This is a genomic window from Consotaella aegiceratis, from assembly GCF_036541425.1.
GTDB lineage: Bacteria > Pseudomonadota > Alphaproteobacteria > Rhizobiales > Rhizobiaceae > Consotaella > Consotaella aegiceratis.
This window is the reverse complement of sequence record NZ_JAZHFT010000045.1, coordinates 18,717-34,607: the sequence shown is the minus strand read 5'-3', so window position 1 is coordinate 34,607 and position 15,891 is coordinate 18,717. Positions and strand designations below refer to the sequence as shown.

Genomic DNA, 15,891 nt, shown 5'->3' with positions numbered 1-15,891 from the left:
CTACAACTTCCGACGGCTCCTCGCCTGGCTCTGGCTTTTTATCGCCTTCATCAAAGCCGCTCTCCTGGCGCCCATCACCCCGACCGAGTCTGCCCAGGCGGCTTGATCAGCCTTCTTCACGGACGACTCGCTGGCTTGCCGGACGAAGCGGCTATCGGTCCACCCATGTCAGGCAACTGCCGAGCCATGACAACAGCGATCCGCTGTCAAGCATGCTCGGTCTCTGCTTCATCCATAGCTCTGTTGGCTTCTGCAATCACGGCCTCGACCGCGCTCGGTGAAAACGTCATCCGCAGCCGGCGATCCAGCGTCGTGAATATCCCGAAGAACGACCCGCGGCAGTGCTCCAGGATGCGCTCGGCATCGGTGTCTGAAAGTCCCGACTGTTCACGAACGAAACGGACAAAGACTGGCCGCGCGATAGGGTTGTCGAGGATGAAGACTGGTTGCGTGTCTCGTGCGAGACGACGGTAGCGCTTGTTTGGGGCCATCGTCTCGACCGGCGCCGAAAGCCTGATGTCGCGCGAGGAGGCGCCAACGCAAATGTGCACCGTATCGTCGTCGAGAACCCAAGCCCCACGCGTCGGATCGTAAACCTCGAAATCGCGGGAATTCAGGCGAAGCGTCACGCGCTTGGTCTCGCCCGGCTCCAATGCCACTTTGGCAAAGGCCCTCAAGTCGCGGGGCGCGCGATGGAGCCGGGGCGCCCCGTGCTCGATGTAGATTTGGTAGATCTCCTTGCCGGCCCGGCCGCCCACGTTGGTCAACGAGAACGAGATGTCGAGGCCCTCGCCGGGGGCAATACGCGAGTGGGAGAGCGTCAAGTCGGCATAGGCAAAGGAGGTGTAGCTGAGACCGAAGCCGAAGGGAAAGAGCGGCTCGATCCCACGCTTGTCGTAGTAACGATACCCGACATAAATGCCTTCGCTGTAGACGTGCCGGCCGTTTTCGCCCGGATAATCCGGATAGCCGGGGATGTCTTCGATACGCGCGGGGAAGGTTGTGGTCAGCTTGCCGGACGGGACGGTTCGCCCGCATAGGATATCAGCGACCGCAGCGCCCATTCCCTGGCCCGCGAAGAAGGTCTCGAGCACTGCCCCAACCTCGTCGAGCCAGGGCATGACTATGGCATCGGGATTGGCAAGCACGACGACGACGCGCCGATTGAGTGCGGAGATTCGACCGATGAGTGCGTCTTGCCCGGGGGCTAGGTTGAGATGGCTACGGTCGGACCCTTCGCCGTCATAGCCCACTTCGGTATTGGCGAAGACGATGACGCCGTCCGCACGCGCGCATATCGTCGCCTCCTCGCTCGACAACAGCTCTGGATCGGACGCCGCGGCCACGTAATCGACCGTCACGCCCGATCCCGCCACCTTGCGGATCTCTTCCAGCGGACCGTCGACCGCCGTCGGTGTGGTCGTCGCGCATCCCGAGCCCTGAATGACCGGTTCGATTGCGGCTCGACCGACCACGGCGATCCGCCGCATCTTGCCCATGTCCAACGGCAGGATGCCGTCGTTCTTCAGAAGAACGATCGACTCCGCCGCCATTCTGCGCGCCGTCGTGTGATGGCTTTCTGCATCCCATTCGGCTGCGCACTGCTCATGTTCCTTGGCCCGGAAAACCATCGCGAGAACCCGCTCGCAGACGCGCTTCACCGTCTCGGCCGGCACCGCACCTTCGCGAATCGCGGCGAGCAGATCGCGCTTGCGCGTGCTGCTTTCCGGCATATCGAGGTCATTGCCGGCCAGAAGCGAAGCGGGCCGATCCTTGATGCCGTGCCAATCCGAAACGACCAGCCCGTCATAGCCCCATTCGTCACGCAGCACACGCTGGAGCAGCCACCGGTTTTCAGCGGCTTGCACCCCGTTGAGCCTGTTGTATGAACTCATGACGGTCCACGGCCTGCCCTTCTCGATGGCGCGCCGGAAGCCGGCGAGGTAGATCTCGCGCAGGGCGCGCTCCTCGACCACCGAATCCATGGTGGTGCGCTCGACCTCGGAATTGTTGCAGGCGAAGTGCTTCAGTGAGGCTCCGACACCATGGTCCTGGAGGCCAGTGATGACGGAGCCGGCGAGCTCGCCGGAAACGACTGGATCCTCCGAGTAGTATTCATAAGAGCGACCGCCCAGCGGCGTGCGACGAATGTTGATGCCGGGGCCGAGCAGAAGATGCACGTTCATCGCCCGACATTCCCGCGCCAGAGCGGTTCCCAATTCGTAGGCCAAGTCGACGTCCCAGGAACAGGCAAACGCCGAGCCGTTGGGAAAGCACGTCGCCGGCTTCATTGTCCCCCAGGCTGTCTGGACACCGTCGGCACGCTGATTGACGACCGACAAAAAGGCGTCCAGATCCTGCCCGCCTGCCGCATCGTTGTCGATCTGGCCGATCGAGTAGCGCACCCCGTAGGTGCCGTCGGTCATGACGATCGAAGGTATGCCGAGCCTCTCGATCGCGCGGGTCTTCCACATGTTGAAGCCGCTGACGAGGTCGACTTTTTCCTCGTTCGAAAGGCCGGCAACGATCGCTTTGATTTCTGCGGAACGATCAGACATCGTCATGCTTTCATGTCGAAATGGGGGACCGTCGATGGTGCTGGCAAGGTGTTGAGAGCGCGGCCTTTCTGGGTGGGCACGATCACCGGCCCGTTAAAGCCTGAGGTTCGTCCGGGCATCGAACAGGGAGAGTTTGCCAAGGTCGAAGCAAAGTCCCTGTTGTCCCGCCATCTCCCTCGCGCGTTGAGGAAGAAGACGGGCTGAAAGTCGGCGCGGTCCGGCATCGAACCAACCGAGCGTGTCGGCTCCCATAGGCTCCAGGAATTGTGGAGTCGCAGCTATCGGCGCACTCAAGCCCGGCGCCGGATCGATATGCACATCTTCAGGTCGGATGCCGAGAACGACCTTCCGGCCATGCTCCAGCGGCGTCGCGAAGGCGTATCGATCCAGCGGCAGGCGCGAGCCGCCGATATCGACTTCCGCGCCTCCATCGACAAGTGCGATCTCGCCTTGAAGGAAGTTCATCGCCGGCGATCCGACGAAGCTCGCCACGAAAAGGCTCGCCGGCCGGTCGTAAATGCTGCCTGGATCGCCGTACTGCTCGACCGATCCGTTGTTGATCACGGCGATGCGGGTCGCCAGCGTCATCGCCTCGACCTGATCGTGCGTCACATAGAGGATCGTACAGCCGAGATCCTGATGCAGCTTCTTCAATTCGAGGCGGGTTTCGGTGCGCAGCTTGGCGTCGAGGTTGGAGAGCGGTTCGTCGAACAGATAGACCTCGGCCTTGCGCACGAGCGCCCGGCCGATCGCCACACGCTGTCTCTGGCCGCCGGACAGTTCGCTCGGCCGCCGGTCGAGAAGATGCTCGAGTTGGAGAAGCGCGGCGGCCCAGGCCACGCGGCGCTTGATCTCCGCTTTGCCGAATCCAGCGACGCGCAGTCCGAACGACATGTTCTTGCGCACGGTCATCGTCGGGTAGAGCGCGTAGGATTGGAACACCATCGCGATGCCCCGCCGGCTCGGATCGAGGCGCGCGACATCCGTCCCCTTGATGCGGATCTCGCCGGACGTGATCTCGTCCAGGCCGGCTATAGCACTGAGAAGGGTGGATTTTCCGCAGCCAGAGGGTCCCAGCAGAACGACGAATTCTCCCGGTTCGACCTCCAGATCGATTGTCTTGAGAACGTGCTCCCGTCCGTAATGCTTGTTCAGGCCCTGGATGACGATACCGGACATGCTTCAGCCTTTCACCGCGCCGGCGGCGATGCCCCGAACGAAATAGCGGCCGGAGAGGAAATAGACGGCGAGCGTCGGAAGGGCGGTCAAAATCGTAGCGGCCATGTTTACATTGTATTCCACGTTGCCGTGCGCATTCACGACGATGTTGTTGAGTTGGACGGTCATCGGAAGATTTTGCGCCCCCGCAAAAATCAGTCCCAGAAGATAGTCGTTCCAGATGCCGGTGACTTGCAGGATGAGAGCCACGATCAGCATGTTGACGGACATCGGCAGCAGGATCTCGAAGAAGATGCGGAAGAATCCCGCCCCCTCAACGCGGGCCGCCTTGATCAGCTCCGAGGGGACGCCGACATAGAAGTTGCGGAAGAGCATGACCATCAGCGGCAGACCGAAGATGACGTGCAGCACGATGATTCCCGGCAGGGTGCCGTACAGGCCGACGAAGCTGGTCAGCTTCACCAGGGGATAGAGCACGACCTGATAGGGGATGAAGGCGCCGAGCATGAGCGCGATGAGAAGCGCATTGACGCCGCGAAACCGCCAGATGGCCATGGCGTATCCCGTAATGGCGCCGCAGAAGATCGAAATCGCGACGCTTGGCACCAGAATTCGTACGGAATTCCAGAACCCGACCGATAGACCTTCGCAACTCAGGCCGGTGCAGGCGCTGCTCCATGCCTTGACCCAGGCGCTGAGATCGAGGCTCTGCGGCAGCGTGAAGATGGTACCTTCGCGAATTTCCGCTGCCGTCTTCAACGATGTCAACACCATGATGATCAGGGGAATCGAGAAGAAGGCCGCCGCCGCGATCAGAATGACATAAATGGAGAACCGAGAACGCCATTTGGGCCAAGCCGATGAAGACACTTTGCCGGGTGGAGAAGGCGCTAGATCCGCCATGTCAGCGCTCCCGCCCCGTCTCGATGTAGAGATAAGGCGCCAGGACCGTGATGACGGTCACCAGCATCACCATGGCGGCGGCCGAGGCCTGGCCGATATTGCCGCGCTGGAAGGCCATGTCGACGACGAACTTGCCCGGCACGTCGCTGCCGTTGCCCGGCCCGCCCTGCGTCATCGCCACCACGATGTCATAGCTGCGCACGACATAGATCATGAGAAGCACGACGCATGTCACCATCAACGGTCTCAACAGCGGCAAAATGATGCTGACATATGTCCGCCATACCGGGATCCCCTCGATCCGGGCGGCGCGGCGAAGATCGGTATCGACCCCCCTCAGCCCCGCCAACATAATGGCCATGACCAGCCCCGACGAATGCCAGACGGCGGCTATGACGACGGTGTAGATGGCCATGTCGCGCTGGGTGATCCAATCGAACCGGAAGGTCGTCCAGCCGAGCGTTTGCACCAGATGCTGAATGCCCATCGACGGGTTCAAGAGCCACTGCCAGATCAGGCCGGTCACGATGAAGGACATCGACAACGGATAGAGCAGAATGGTGCGGAAGACGCTTTCCAGGCGCACTTTCTGATCGATCACGATCGCCAGGAACGTACCGATCGCAAGCGAGAAGCCGACGTACAGAACGCCGAAGATCAGCATGTTGGAGAAGGCCGTGTGCCAGCGGGACGTGGCGAACAGGCGCGTGTACTGCACCAGGCCCGCGAACGTATAGTTGGGAAACATGGTGGAGTTGGTGAACGAGATATACGCACTCCACAAGATCGGCAGGTAGAAGCAACAGATCATCGCCGCGACGGTCGGCGCGACGATGATCTTGGCGATGGTTCGTGATTGGCTTGCCTGCAAGATCCCCACCTTTGGACGGGACCGAAGGTTTCCTGAGGAGGTCCTCCAGACCGGACGATACGAGTCTTATTACTCTTCAGCCGTCACGATTTCGGCAAATTGCTCGGTGGCATCGCCGGGGCTCATGTCGGACGAACTCCAGAAATTGGAAATGAGATCGGCGACCTGTCCTTCCTGATCGGCGGACATGACGAACTCGTAGTTCGGCACCGGCGCGTCCGGGTCGCTCATGATTTTCTGACCCATTTGCAGGCACATGTCGGCATCCGACAGATCTGCGTCGAGGCGGGCCGGCAGCGAACCCTTGACCTTGCTGAAGTCCGCCTGAAGCGTCTTGTCAGCCAGGACCTGCTCCAGAAGCTTCTGGCCCGCCACCGCATCAGGATCGGAGACCTTCGGGAAATCGAACAGGTCGACGACCATCATGTAGGAATCGGCGGTGCCCGGAGCCATAGCGCAACCAAACTCCTTGCCGGGCGTCAGACCGGCATTCAGGAATTCACCCTTGGCCCAGTCACCCATGATCTGAATGGCGGCTTTATCCGTGATGACGAGGTTGGTGGCGTCGTTCCAGTTCCGGCCCGGGCTGCCTTCGTCGACATAGCCGCTGAGCTTGCGAAGAGTCTCGAAGGTCTTGACCATGTCCGGCCCGCTCGCCGCATCGCGATCATGCTGGACCATCACCTGTTTGTAGAAGTCGCGCCCTTGGGCCAGCATGACACCGTAGAACAAGGAGGCCTCCTGCCAGGGCTGGCCGCCCATGGCAAGCGGGATGTAGCCCTTCGCTTTGAGATCTTCGGCGACTGAGAAGAAGTCATCCCACGTCTGCGGCGGTTCGGCACCGATGTCGTCGAATGCCTTCTTCGAGTACCACATCCAGTTGTTGCCGCCGATGTCGACCGGGATGGCATAGATCTGGCCGTCCACCGTCATCTTTTGAACGAGGAACTGCGGTGTATGGGCAATGATCTCCTTCGCCACGTCTGGTGCCAGCGGGCTAAGGATGCCCTGCTCCGCGAAGAGTTTCATGTTGCCGATATTGTCGAGAAGCGCCGCAGGCGGATTGCCGCCAGCCACACGATTGAGGACGGCGGCACGGGCGTTGTCGATGCCGCCCACGGCATTGTCGACCCAGGTCCCCCCACGTTCCTTGAATGCGTCGGCAAACACCTTCAGCGCGCTGCTTTCGCTGCCGCTGGTCCAGTAGTGCACCACATCCACCTGCTGGGCGAAGGCGGATCCGGCCGGCAGCGTCACAGCCGCAGCGGCGGCGATGAGCGACATTTTGTTCATTGCTTCACCCTTGCTTTCTTTTTCGGAGGTCGGACGATGGCATTGGGGTCGGACGCGCCGCCACATCTCGATCAGAGTTGCGGCCGCGAAGATATGACATGTCGGCTACGAACTCGGCATCGCTTTATGCGCGGCGCCAGCACGCTCGAAAAATGCGGGTAGCCGTCTTTCACATTCGAAGAAAAGCACGGCCTTAGCGTCGCAAAAACAAACTTTTTTGTTGCCGATGCTTTGGAAAAGCCTAACCAGCCATCTCCTACGCGGCGATAGGGCGGCAGAGTGAGGCCATCGGTCTTGCCGAACCGGAAGGACGGAAAATTCGATTTCGCAGCCCCACCACGACGTCCTAAGAGTGCCGAACGTGCAAACCGATGGATTTTTCGAATGGAAAAGCGGGGTGATTCCGACGAGGACGGACGGCGCTGGCAGCTGGCATACCCGCAAGGGTATTGGCTTTCCGATGAAACCGCCCGGCTCGGTCTGTCTGCGGTGCGGCCGCGATGACGCCTCCGGCCGCGGCGCGGTGCTCGGACGGCGGCCCATAGCCACAAAGCTCGGTCCGGCTTGCCGTCTCCGCTCCAACCGCAGCGCATTGCACAAGCGCACACTGGCTCGCCGGCCCAAAGGTGGCGCCACGATCACCTCCCGGCAAAGAAAGGATCTGCTGATGACTTGGAGCGCCTCGGACGAGGATCTGACAGCCATCGTGGCCGCCATGACGAAGGACGAGAAGATCGGACTCCTGAGCGGTCACGGTCTTTGGCGCACGGACGGCATCGAGAGGCTTGGCGTGCCACCGATTCTGATGACCGACGGGACGTATGGCGTCCGGTATTCGGTCGAGCAGATCGATGGCGTCGAAGCCGGTCGAAGCCAACTGGAACTGTTCCTCGGCGTTGTTAACCAGGGCGAACCGAGCGGTGTCGAGGCAGCGTTCGGGTCGACCCGACCCGCCACCTGCTTTCCCAACGGGTCCTCCTTGGCCTGCGCGTGGGACGTGGCGCTGGCCTATGAACTCGGCGAAGCTTTGGCGGCCGAATGCCAAGCCTTCGGCGTCAATCTGCTCTTGGGTCCGGGCATCAATATCCGCCGCACGCCGCTCGCCGGACGAAGCTACGAATACTATTCCGAAGATCCGATGCTGACGGGAGACATCGCAGCGGCGGTCATAGCCGGTCTTCAGGACAACGGTGTCGGCGCCGCGCTGAAGCATTTTGCCTGCAACAACTCGGAGGTACAGCGCACGACCATGGATTCGGTCGTGGATGAACGCGCCTTGCGCGAGATCTACCTTGCCGGCTTCAAGAGGGCGATTGACAAGAGCGCTCCATGGACCGTGATGAGCTCGTACAACAGGCTGAACGGCGTTCAGACGGCGCAGAGCGCCTGGCTGCTGACCGAGGTCCTGCGCAACGAGTGGGGCTATGACGGCGTCGTGGTTTCGGACTGGCACGGCATCAAGGATCGTCCAGCCGCGCTCCTCGCCGGCAACGATCTGGATATGCCGGAGAGCGGTGCCCGCAAGGTGGATCTGAGCGACGCCATCGCCGACGGCTCCGTAACGGATGCGCATCTCGATTGCTCCTGCCTGCGTGTGCTTCGGCTCGTCCGGCGCGCCAAGAACGGCGAGCGCCCACATGCTGTGTGCGATTTCGACAAGCATCACGCGCTCGCCCGCCGCATGGCGGCGGAGTCGATCGTCCTATTGAAGAACGAGGCGCAGCTTCTGCCGATCGACACAGCGAAGATCCGTCGGATCGCGGTCGTCGGCGAGGGGGCCGCAAGCCCCGTCATCCAAGGGTCTGGCTGCGCCACCACCCGCCCAACGCAGGTCGACGTTCCTCTCGAAGCCATTCGGCTGCTCGCCGGCGATGCCGCGGTCAGCTATCATAGTTTCGAGGACTTCGGTTCCCGGAACAGCGAGAGCGAACAGGCTGTCGCCGCGGCCGAGGTCGTCCTCGTCTTCGCCAACACCGCCGTCGGGTATGATGGCGAGGGCTCGGATCGGCAGCATCTGTCCCTCGATGAGGGCCAGGACGAATTGATCGCTCGCCTAGCTCGCGTTAATTCCAGGATCGCGGTGATCGTCGCCTCTCCCGATGCCGTCGAAATGCCCTGGATCGACCAGGTGGCGGCCGTCATCGCGACGTTCTTCCCCGGCCAGGGCGGCGGCCAAGCGCTCGCCGACGTGATTTTCGGCGAGCAGAACCCGTGCGGCAAGCTCACCGTGACCTTTCCGGTCCGACTCGAGGACACCCCCGGCTTACTGACCTATCCTGGCGAAAATGATCGCCATGTCTATAGCGAAGGGATTTTCGTCGGATATCGCTACTACGATCGCCGCAGGATCGAGCCGCTCTTTCCGTTTGGCTTCGGCTTGAGCTATTCCTCCTTCGCTTATGAGAAGCTGTCGATCGACGCGGACAGCGTCGGCGAAGAAGGCCGCTTGACCGTTTCCTTCGAAATCACGAACACCGGATCATGGGCCGGCAAGGAGATCGCCCAGGTCTATTGCCGGCCCCACGCACCCCGTCTTCACCGTCCAGTGCGAGAGCTCAAAGGCTTCGCGAAAGTCGCATTGGCGCCCGGCGAGACGAAACGGGTGGAGGTTCTGCTGGACGGCAAGGATCTGCGGTACTTCGACCCCCAAAACGCCCAATGGCTGCTCGATCCAGGCCCTATGACGATCGAGATCGGCGCCTCCTCCCGCGACATCCGTCTGGCCGCGACGGTCGAGGTCGAGGCAAAGCGGGCGCCGCGGAGCCGTCTTTCCGTCGATAGCCAACCTTACCGGGTGTTCGAACACGCGATCGCTCGCGATCGGCTAAAGGACTTCCTGGAACACGAACTGGCCCTTGGGGAAGCCGAAGCCGCGCGCGTCCTGGACTTCTGCAGCACCTCGTTCCTCGGCATCTACAACACCCTGCTGTGGGCGGTCGGCGACCGGATTTCCAAAACCGGCCTGGCCGCTGTCCTCGAGCGCATCAACGAGGAACTTTCGGGCGATCCGACCTGAGGGAGGGGGTCAGCGACCGGCCGTTGGTCGTTCCGCACGCCTCCAAGTCGCGCAGAGCCGGGCGCCCGCCTGATCCGATCCTGAAGGCATCGGCCGAAACGCTCGGGCCGCGCGACGTCGATGCGCTCATCGGGCTGGCGGGCGCTGCCGTCGCCCGGCGGCCAAAGATGGGGCGGAGCGCGATAAGCGACAGCTCCGAGACGTCGGCAGCGGAGCGGCGGCCCTCGAGCATTTTGCACTCAGGTGGAATCACCTGACGTCGCATCAATGCGAATAAAACAAAGAGTTTAAGCGGCGGCGCGACCATAGGTGAGCGCATCCCGCTCTAACTTGAGCCCATCTTCTTCGGCATTCGCCGCGGGAGATCTTGGCAGATGAAGCATCGGCACGGCGCCGTCGAGCAGGCCCGGCATCCATCATCGCCATCATGAGGTTGCCGCTCGCACGATGATGCTTAGCCGTTTCCGATCCAAATCCTCCGAAAGGGATACTTTCTTGAAGCGCCGTCCCTTGCGAGCATTTTGGCGATCTCATCCAGCAGCGTCCGGAGCGGCGACGGGAGCACATACATGATCCGCACAGGTTCCGAATATATCGACTCCATCCGGGATGGCCGAAAGGTCTATGTCGCGGGCGAGGCGGTCGACGACGTTCCCTCGCATCCGATGTTCAAGCCGCTCGTGGATATCCGCGCGCGGATCTACGATATGCAGAACGATCCCCAGACGCGCCATCTCCTGGCCTATCAGGAAGACGGCGAGTGGAACGCGATCGGCTCCAAACTTCCCCATGCCCAGTCCGACTGGTGGGACAAGCGCCGCGCCACCGACACGGTACTCGAGGACGTCGGCGGGATCGTCACCCGCGTCGGCGACGAGACGGTTGGCGAGATGTGGTCGTTGTTCGACGGACAGGATGTCCTCAACGAGGTCGATCCGCAGTTTTCGGTCAACATCCGCAATCACATCGGCAAGGTCCTGAAAGGCGACCCCTTCCACGTTTCCGCGAACACCGATCCGAAGGGCGACCGCTCCAAGCCGCCGCAGGAGCAAGATCCGGACATGCTGCTGCATGTGGTCAAGGAGACCGATGCCGGCATCGTGGTGCGCGGCGCCAAATACGAGACGGCTGCCGCCTATGCGAATCAGGCGTTCACCAAGCCGACCATTGCGAACTGGGGCGACGCCGCCTACTCCGACTATGCCGTCGGCTTCATCTGCGATCTCGGCTCGCCTGGGCTGAAGTTCATCTGCCGCACTGGCTTCGCGGGCCGTGCTCCGGCCGAGGACTATCCGCTGTCGAACCGGTTCGACGAGGTCGATACGCTCGTCATTTTCGACGATGTGCTGATACCCTGGGAAAACGTGCTGTTCTATCGGCACACCAAGGCGGCGATGTTCATTCGTGCGACGCTGCATCGCTATTCGGCCTTCGCCTTCGTGCAGCGGAACCTGAAGCTCGCCGACATGATGATCGGCGCGGCGCTCTTCAACGCGCGTCAGACCGGCCTCGACCGGCAGCAGGCGGTTCAGGAAAAGCTTGCGCAATTGGCAGTCTATCGCGAGGGTATCAACGCCCATCTGACGGGCGCCATCGCTCTTGCCGAACGCAGCCCCGGCGGACTGATGATGCCCAACCAATCGCTGCTCTATACGGGCCGGGTCCTGGCCTGCTCACAGTTGCACGACATGATGCACATCGCCCGCGAGCTGTGCGGCGGACAGATCTGCGTCACGCCGGACAAGGCGGCTTTCGACGCACCCGAGACGAAGCCCTGGCTCGACAAGTTCTATACGATCAACGAGGACTGGGTTGCGGAGGATCGCCGCAAGCTTCTGGCCTTTGCGCGCGACATGCTCAACTCCGACTATGCGGGACATCGCCTGACGTTCCAGCTGTTCGCCCAATCTCCGCCCTTCGCTCATCTTGCCGCCGTCTACCGCAATTTCGACTGGGAAGGGCCGCTCGAATTCGTGCAGAAAGCCGCCGGCCTGTCCGATGGGGTGTTGGGTGAAACGACGCGCACACCCGGCGACAGTGCGATCAGCCAGTGGTTCGATACGAACATGCCCAAGGTTGCCGCCGCCAAGTAACAACCTGTTTGTGAAGGAGGACTTCAGGAGGCCGCACCATGTCTGCCGAACCGGACATCCATACGTTGGACGAGCGCTCGCTGGAGCGCCGGCAACGCTTTCTCGACGGGATGAGCGTCGCTGCCTGTACTGTAAGCGTCGTGACGACAAACGGGCCTGCCGGCCGTTTCGGCGTCACGGTTTCGGCCATGTCGTCGGTCTCGGCCGACGGGGTGCGGCCGACACTTCTCGTTTGCGTGCACCACAAGAGCCCGGCGGCGGAAGCGATCATCGAAAACGGGGTGTTCTGCCTGAACTTTTTGCGCGATGGCCAATCCATGATCTCCGATAGCTTCGCCGGGCGCGCGGTGCCGCCCGGCGGAGACAAGTTCGCGGTCGCCTCGTGGAGCGAAGGGGCGACGGGGGCTCCCCGCCTGACCGGCGGGCTCGTTGCCTTCGACTGCCGGCTGCAGAGCCAGCAGCAGATCGGCACCCATCACGTCTTCATCGGCGAGGTCGAAGAGATCATGTCGGCGGCGGACGGCTCGCCCCTGATCTATGCCAATCGCGCATACGGCACCCACGCGCGCCTGCCCGTCCGCGCCGCGGGAAGTCCGGAGACCTTGAGCCTCGGCGTCTTCCATACCTTTGCGCCCTATCTCGTGCCGGAGATCGTCTCGCGGTTGTCGGACGCGGGCCGCACGGTCGATCTGCAGCTTCTGACCGGAGACCAGGAGGCGGTGATCGGCGCGCTCAAGGGCGGTGCCAGCGATCTGGCCCTGCTCTACGACTTCGACCTGCCGAGCGAATACGAGGTCGAGCGGCTCGCCGCTCTGCCGCCGTACGTGCTGCTTGCGGAAAATCACCCGCTGGCGGCCAAACAGACGTTGTCTCTCGCGGAGTTGGCCACGCATCCGATGGTGCTTCTCGATGCGCCGCCGAGCGGCGCTTATTTCCGATCGCTCTTCGAGGCCGCCGGACTCCGGCCCAACATCCGCTACCGTGTCATGTCGTTCGAGACGGTGCGCGGTTTCGTCGGCCACGGCCTTGGCTACAGCTTGCTTGCAACCAAACCCGCCTCCAACATGAGTTATGACGGGCGAGCACTGACGACACGGCCATTGGCCGAGGACGCCGCCTGTAGCCAGTTGGCAATGGTCGTCGGAGCGCCCGCCGACCCGTCTCCGGTTTTCCGTGCTGCCGTCGAGGCCGTTCGGTCCATTTTTCGCCAGCGATGATCCGGCAAGCGTCCGGCCTGGCGAGCGACAGCCCGCGGCGCCACAAGCATGCCCTACCAATTCAATCGAGACATCATCATGCCGGTCCACAAACGCATTCGTCCCTTCAACACCCGAGAGACCTATCCCGAGCAGAAACTCGACAACGACCTGTGCCAAGTGGTCGTGGCCCGCGGCACCATGGTGTTCGTGCGGGGCCAGGTCGGCCAGCATCTCGATACCGCCGAGACCGTCGCCATCGGCGATGCGCAAGCGCAGACCGAGCAGGCCATGGTCAATATCAAGACGCTGCTCGAAGAAGCGGGTTCGACGCTCGAGCACATCACCAAGATCACGATCTATATCGTCGATCCGCGCTACCGCGAAGCCGTCTATCGAACCGTCGGTCGGTGGCTGAAGGGAGTCTTTCCCGTTTCCACCGGCATCGTCGTTTCGGCATTGGCGCGACCCGAATGGCTTGTCGAAGTCGACGTCACCGCGGTCATTCCCGACGATCGATGATGGCGCAGACCCGCTGCCGGCGGCCGCCATGGAATCGTACCGACCATCCTTCCGTTCCGGAGCCCCAATCATGACGATTTCAATCTGCGCGCGCTGTCCCGAAACCGGATCGCTCGGCATGGCGATCTCGTCCTCGTCGCCGGCTGTTGCAGCGCGCTGCGCCCACGCTCGTGCGGGTGTCGGCGTCGTGTCCAGCCAGAACATCACCGATCCGTCCCTCGGGCCAAGGACGCTCGATCGAATCGCGGCCGGCAGAACGGCGCGGGAAGCGCTCGACGACGTTTTCAGCGGCTATAGCGCTGCGCCTTGGCGCCAGCTCGTCGTGGTCGATCGGCATGGGAGGAGCGCTATATTCTCCGGAGAACACGCCCTGGGCGTCCACGCCGAGGCGCACGGGATCGATTGCGCGGCAGCAGGCAATCTGCTGGCCGATCCGGGTGTTCCCTCGGCTATGGTCGCCGCCTTCGAACGTGCGAAGGGCGATCTAGCCCCCCGCCTCATCGACGCTCTCGCTGCGGGGCTCAATGCTGGCGGAGAAGCGGGTCCGCTCCATTCCGCGGGTCTGTTGGTGGTGCGGGACGTGAGTTGGCCGATCGCCGATCTTCGAGTCGATTGGGCCGAGTTGGACCCGATTGGGCAACTGCGCAGCCTTTGGGACATCTATCGGCCACAGCTCGAGGATTATGTGACGCGCTCGCTCGATCCCGGCATCGCGCCGTCCTACGGTGTGCCGGGCGATCTTTAGATGTTGGAGGCAAAATGACTGATTTCGCGAGCGTCGACTGGAGCGGCGAAGCCGCTCGTATCGCGCTGCCCGGCAGAGCCTTCATCGATGGTGCTTTCGTCGCTGCGCAGTCTGGCAAGACCTTCAGCTGCATCAACCCGGCCACAGGCGAAGCACTCACGGCCATCGCCGCCTGCGATGCCGAAGACGTGGATCTCGCCGTCAAAGCCGCGCGCGCCGCCTTCGAGGACGGACGCTGGTCCGGTATGGCGCCGGCCGAGCGCAAGACGGTCCTCATCAAGCTCGCAGACCTTATTCGCGAACATCTGACCGAGCTCGCTCTGCTCGACAGCCTCGACATGGGCAAGCTGGTGATGGACGCCGCCACGGTCGACGTGCCTGGGTCTGCGGCGATCTTTCAGTGGTACGGCGAGGCGATCGACAAGCTCTACGACGAGATCGCGCCGACCGGACGCGGCGATCTGGCGCTTGTCCGCCGCGAGCCGCTCGGCGTGGTCGGCGCGGTCGTGCCGTGGAACTTTCCTCTCGACATGGCGACGTGGAAATGCGCACCGGCCCTGGCGATGGGCAACAGCGTGGTGCTCAAGCCGGCCGAGCAATCTTCTCTCTCGGCTCTCAAACTGGCTGAGCTGGCGCGCGAGGCAGGACTGCCAGACGGGGTGCTGAATGTCGTACCGGGCTTCGGCGAGACCGCCGGCAAGGCGCTCGGCCTTCATCCCGACGTCGACTGCATCACGTTCACCGGCTCGACGGAAATCGGCAAGCTTTTCCTCGCCTATTCCGCCCAGTCGAACATGAAGCAGGTCTGGCTCGAATGCGGCGGGAAGAGCCCCAACATCGTCTTCGCAGATTGCGAGAACCTCGATGCCGCGGCCGACATGGCCGCTCTCGGCATCTTCTTCAACCAGGGCCAGGTCTGCTCCGCCACCTCGCGGCTGCTGGTGGAGGAGGCCGTGGCGGAGCCCTTCGTGGAAAAATTGATCGAGCGCGCGGCCAGGCACCGTCCGGGCAATCCGCTCGATCCCGCTTCCACCATGGGAGCGATCGTCGACGAACGACAGACCGCCCGGATCCTCTCCTATATCGACGGCGGCAAACGCACGGCGCGCTTGCTCCATGGCGGCGACCGGGTTCAGGTGGACGGAAAAGGATGCTTCATCGAGCCGACCATCTTCGCCGACGTCGATCCCGACGATCCGCTGTCGCGCGACGAAGTCTTCGGCCCGGTTCTTGCAATCTCGACCTTCGGAACGGAGCAGGAAGCCGTTGCCCGCGCCAACGATACGATCTACGGTCTTGCCGCCTCCGTCTGGACCGGGAATCTCGGCCGCGCCCACCGCGTTTCGCAGAAACTGCGGGCCGGCACGGTCTCGGTCAACACGGTGGACGCCTTGAGCCCGATGACACCCTTCGGGGGCTTTAGACAGTCCGGCTTCGGGCGGGATCTGTCGCTGCATGCCTTGGAGAAATTCAGCGGCCTCAAGACCATCTGGATGAAGACGGAGGCCTGATCCA

11 protein-coding genes are annotated in these 15,891 nt (G+C 62.5%); 6 read left to right on the top strand and 5 right to left on the bottom strand.

Features of this window, described 5'->3' with window-relative positions:
• Positions 1–206 precede the first annotated feature (206 nt).
• From SMD10_RS21215 to SMD10_RS21195, 5 genes are all read right to left on the bottom strand, one after another.
• Positions 207–2,558, bottom strand: a complete 2,352-nt coding sequence (locus tag SMD10_RS21215) for a beta-glucosidase (protein WP_432757291.1) — start codon at positions 2,556–2,558, stop codon at positions 207–209.
• A gap of 93 nt (positions 2,559–2,651) precedes the next feature.
• The gene (locus tag SMD10_RS21210; protein WP_331687743.1) at positions 2,652–3,737 is read right to left on the bottom strand and encodes an ABC transporter ATP-binding protein; all 1,086 of its coding nucleotides are present in this window, start codon (positions 3,735–3,737) and stop codon (positions 2,652–2,654) included.
• A gap of 3 nt (positions 3,738–3,740) precedes the next feature.
• Positions 3,741–4,640, bottom strand: a complete 900-nt coding sequence (locus SMD10_RS21205) for a carbohydrate ABC transporter permease (protein WP_331687742.1) — start codon at positions 4,638–4,640, stop codon at positions 3,741–3,743.
• A gap of 1 nt (position 4,641) precedes the next feature.
• Positions 4,642–5,511, bottom strand: a complete 870-nt coding sequence (locus tag SMD10_RS21200; protein WP_331687741.1) for a carbohydrate ABC transporter permease — start codon at positions 5,509–5,511, stop codon at positions 4,642–4,644.
• 69 nt (positions 5,512–5,580) lie between these two features.
• Complete coding sequence (locus tag SMD10_RS21195) at positions 5,581–6,870, bottom strand: ABC transporter substrate-binding protein (RefSeq protein WP_331687740.1); 1,290 nt, start codon at positions 6,868–6,870, stop codon at positions 5,581–5,583.
• Between the two features lie 601 nt (positions 6,871–7,471).
• Between SMD10_RS21195 and SMD10_RS21190 the strand changes: the two genes are divergently transcribed.
• The 6 genes from SMD10_RS21190 (at position 7,472) to SMD10_RS21165 (ending at position 15,887) form a co-directional block, all read left to right on the top strand.
• Positions 7,472–9,820 (top strand): beta-glucosidase family protein, encoded by a 2,349-nt coding sequence (locus SMD10_RS21190; protein ID WP_331687739.1) that lies wholly within the window; start codon positions 7,472–7,474, stop codon positions 9,818–9,820.
• Between the two features lie 569 nt (positions 9,821–10,389).
• On the top strand, positions 10,390–11,913 hold the full coding sequence (locus tag SMD10_RS21185; protein ID WP_331687738.1) for a 4-hydroxyphenylacetate 3-hydroxylase family protein: 1,524 nt from the start codon (positions 10,390–10,392) through the stop codon (positions 11,911–11,913).
• Positions 11,914–11,951: 38 nt separating this feature from the next.
• A complete protein-coding gene (locus tag SMD10_RS21180) occupies positions 11,952–13,130 on the top strand; it encodes a LysR substrate-binding domain-containing protein (protein WP_331687737.1) in 1,179 nt (392 codons plus the stop codon).
• A gap of 78 nt (positions 13,131–13,208) precedes the next feature.
• A complete protein-coding gene (locus SMD10_RS21175; protein WP_331687736.1) occupies positions 13,209–13,631 on the top strand; it encodes a RidA family protein in 423 nt (140 codons plus the stop codon).
• A gap of 70 nt (positions 13,632–13,701) precedes the next feature.
• The gene (locus SMD10_RS21170) at positions 13,702–14,376 is read left to right on the top strand and encodes a DUF1028 domain-containing protein (protein ID WP_331687735.1); all 675 of its coding nucleotides are present in this window, start codon (positions 13,702–13,704) and stop codon (positions 14,374–14,376) included.
• 14 nt (positions 14,377–14,390) lie between these two features.
• Positions 14,391–15,887, top strand: coding sequence for an aldehyde dehydrogenase (locus SMD10_RS21165; RefSeq protein WP_331687734.1), 1,497 nt, complete (start codon positions 14,391–14,393; stop codon positions 15,885–15,887).
• The last annotated feature ends 4 nt before the right edge of the window (positions 15,888–15,891 follow it).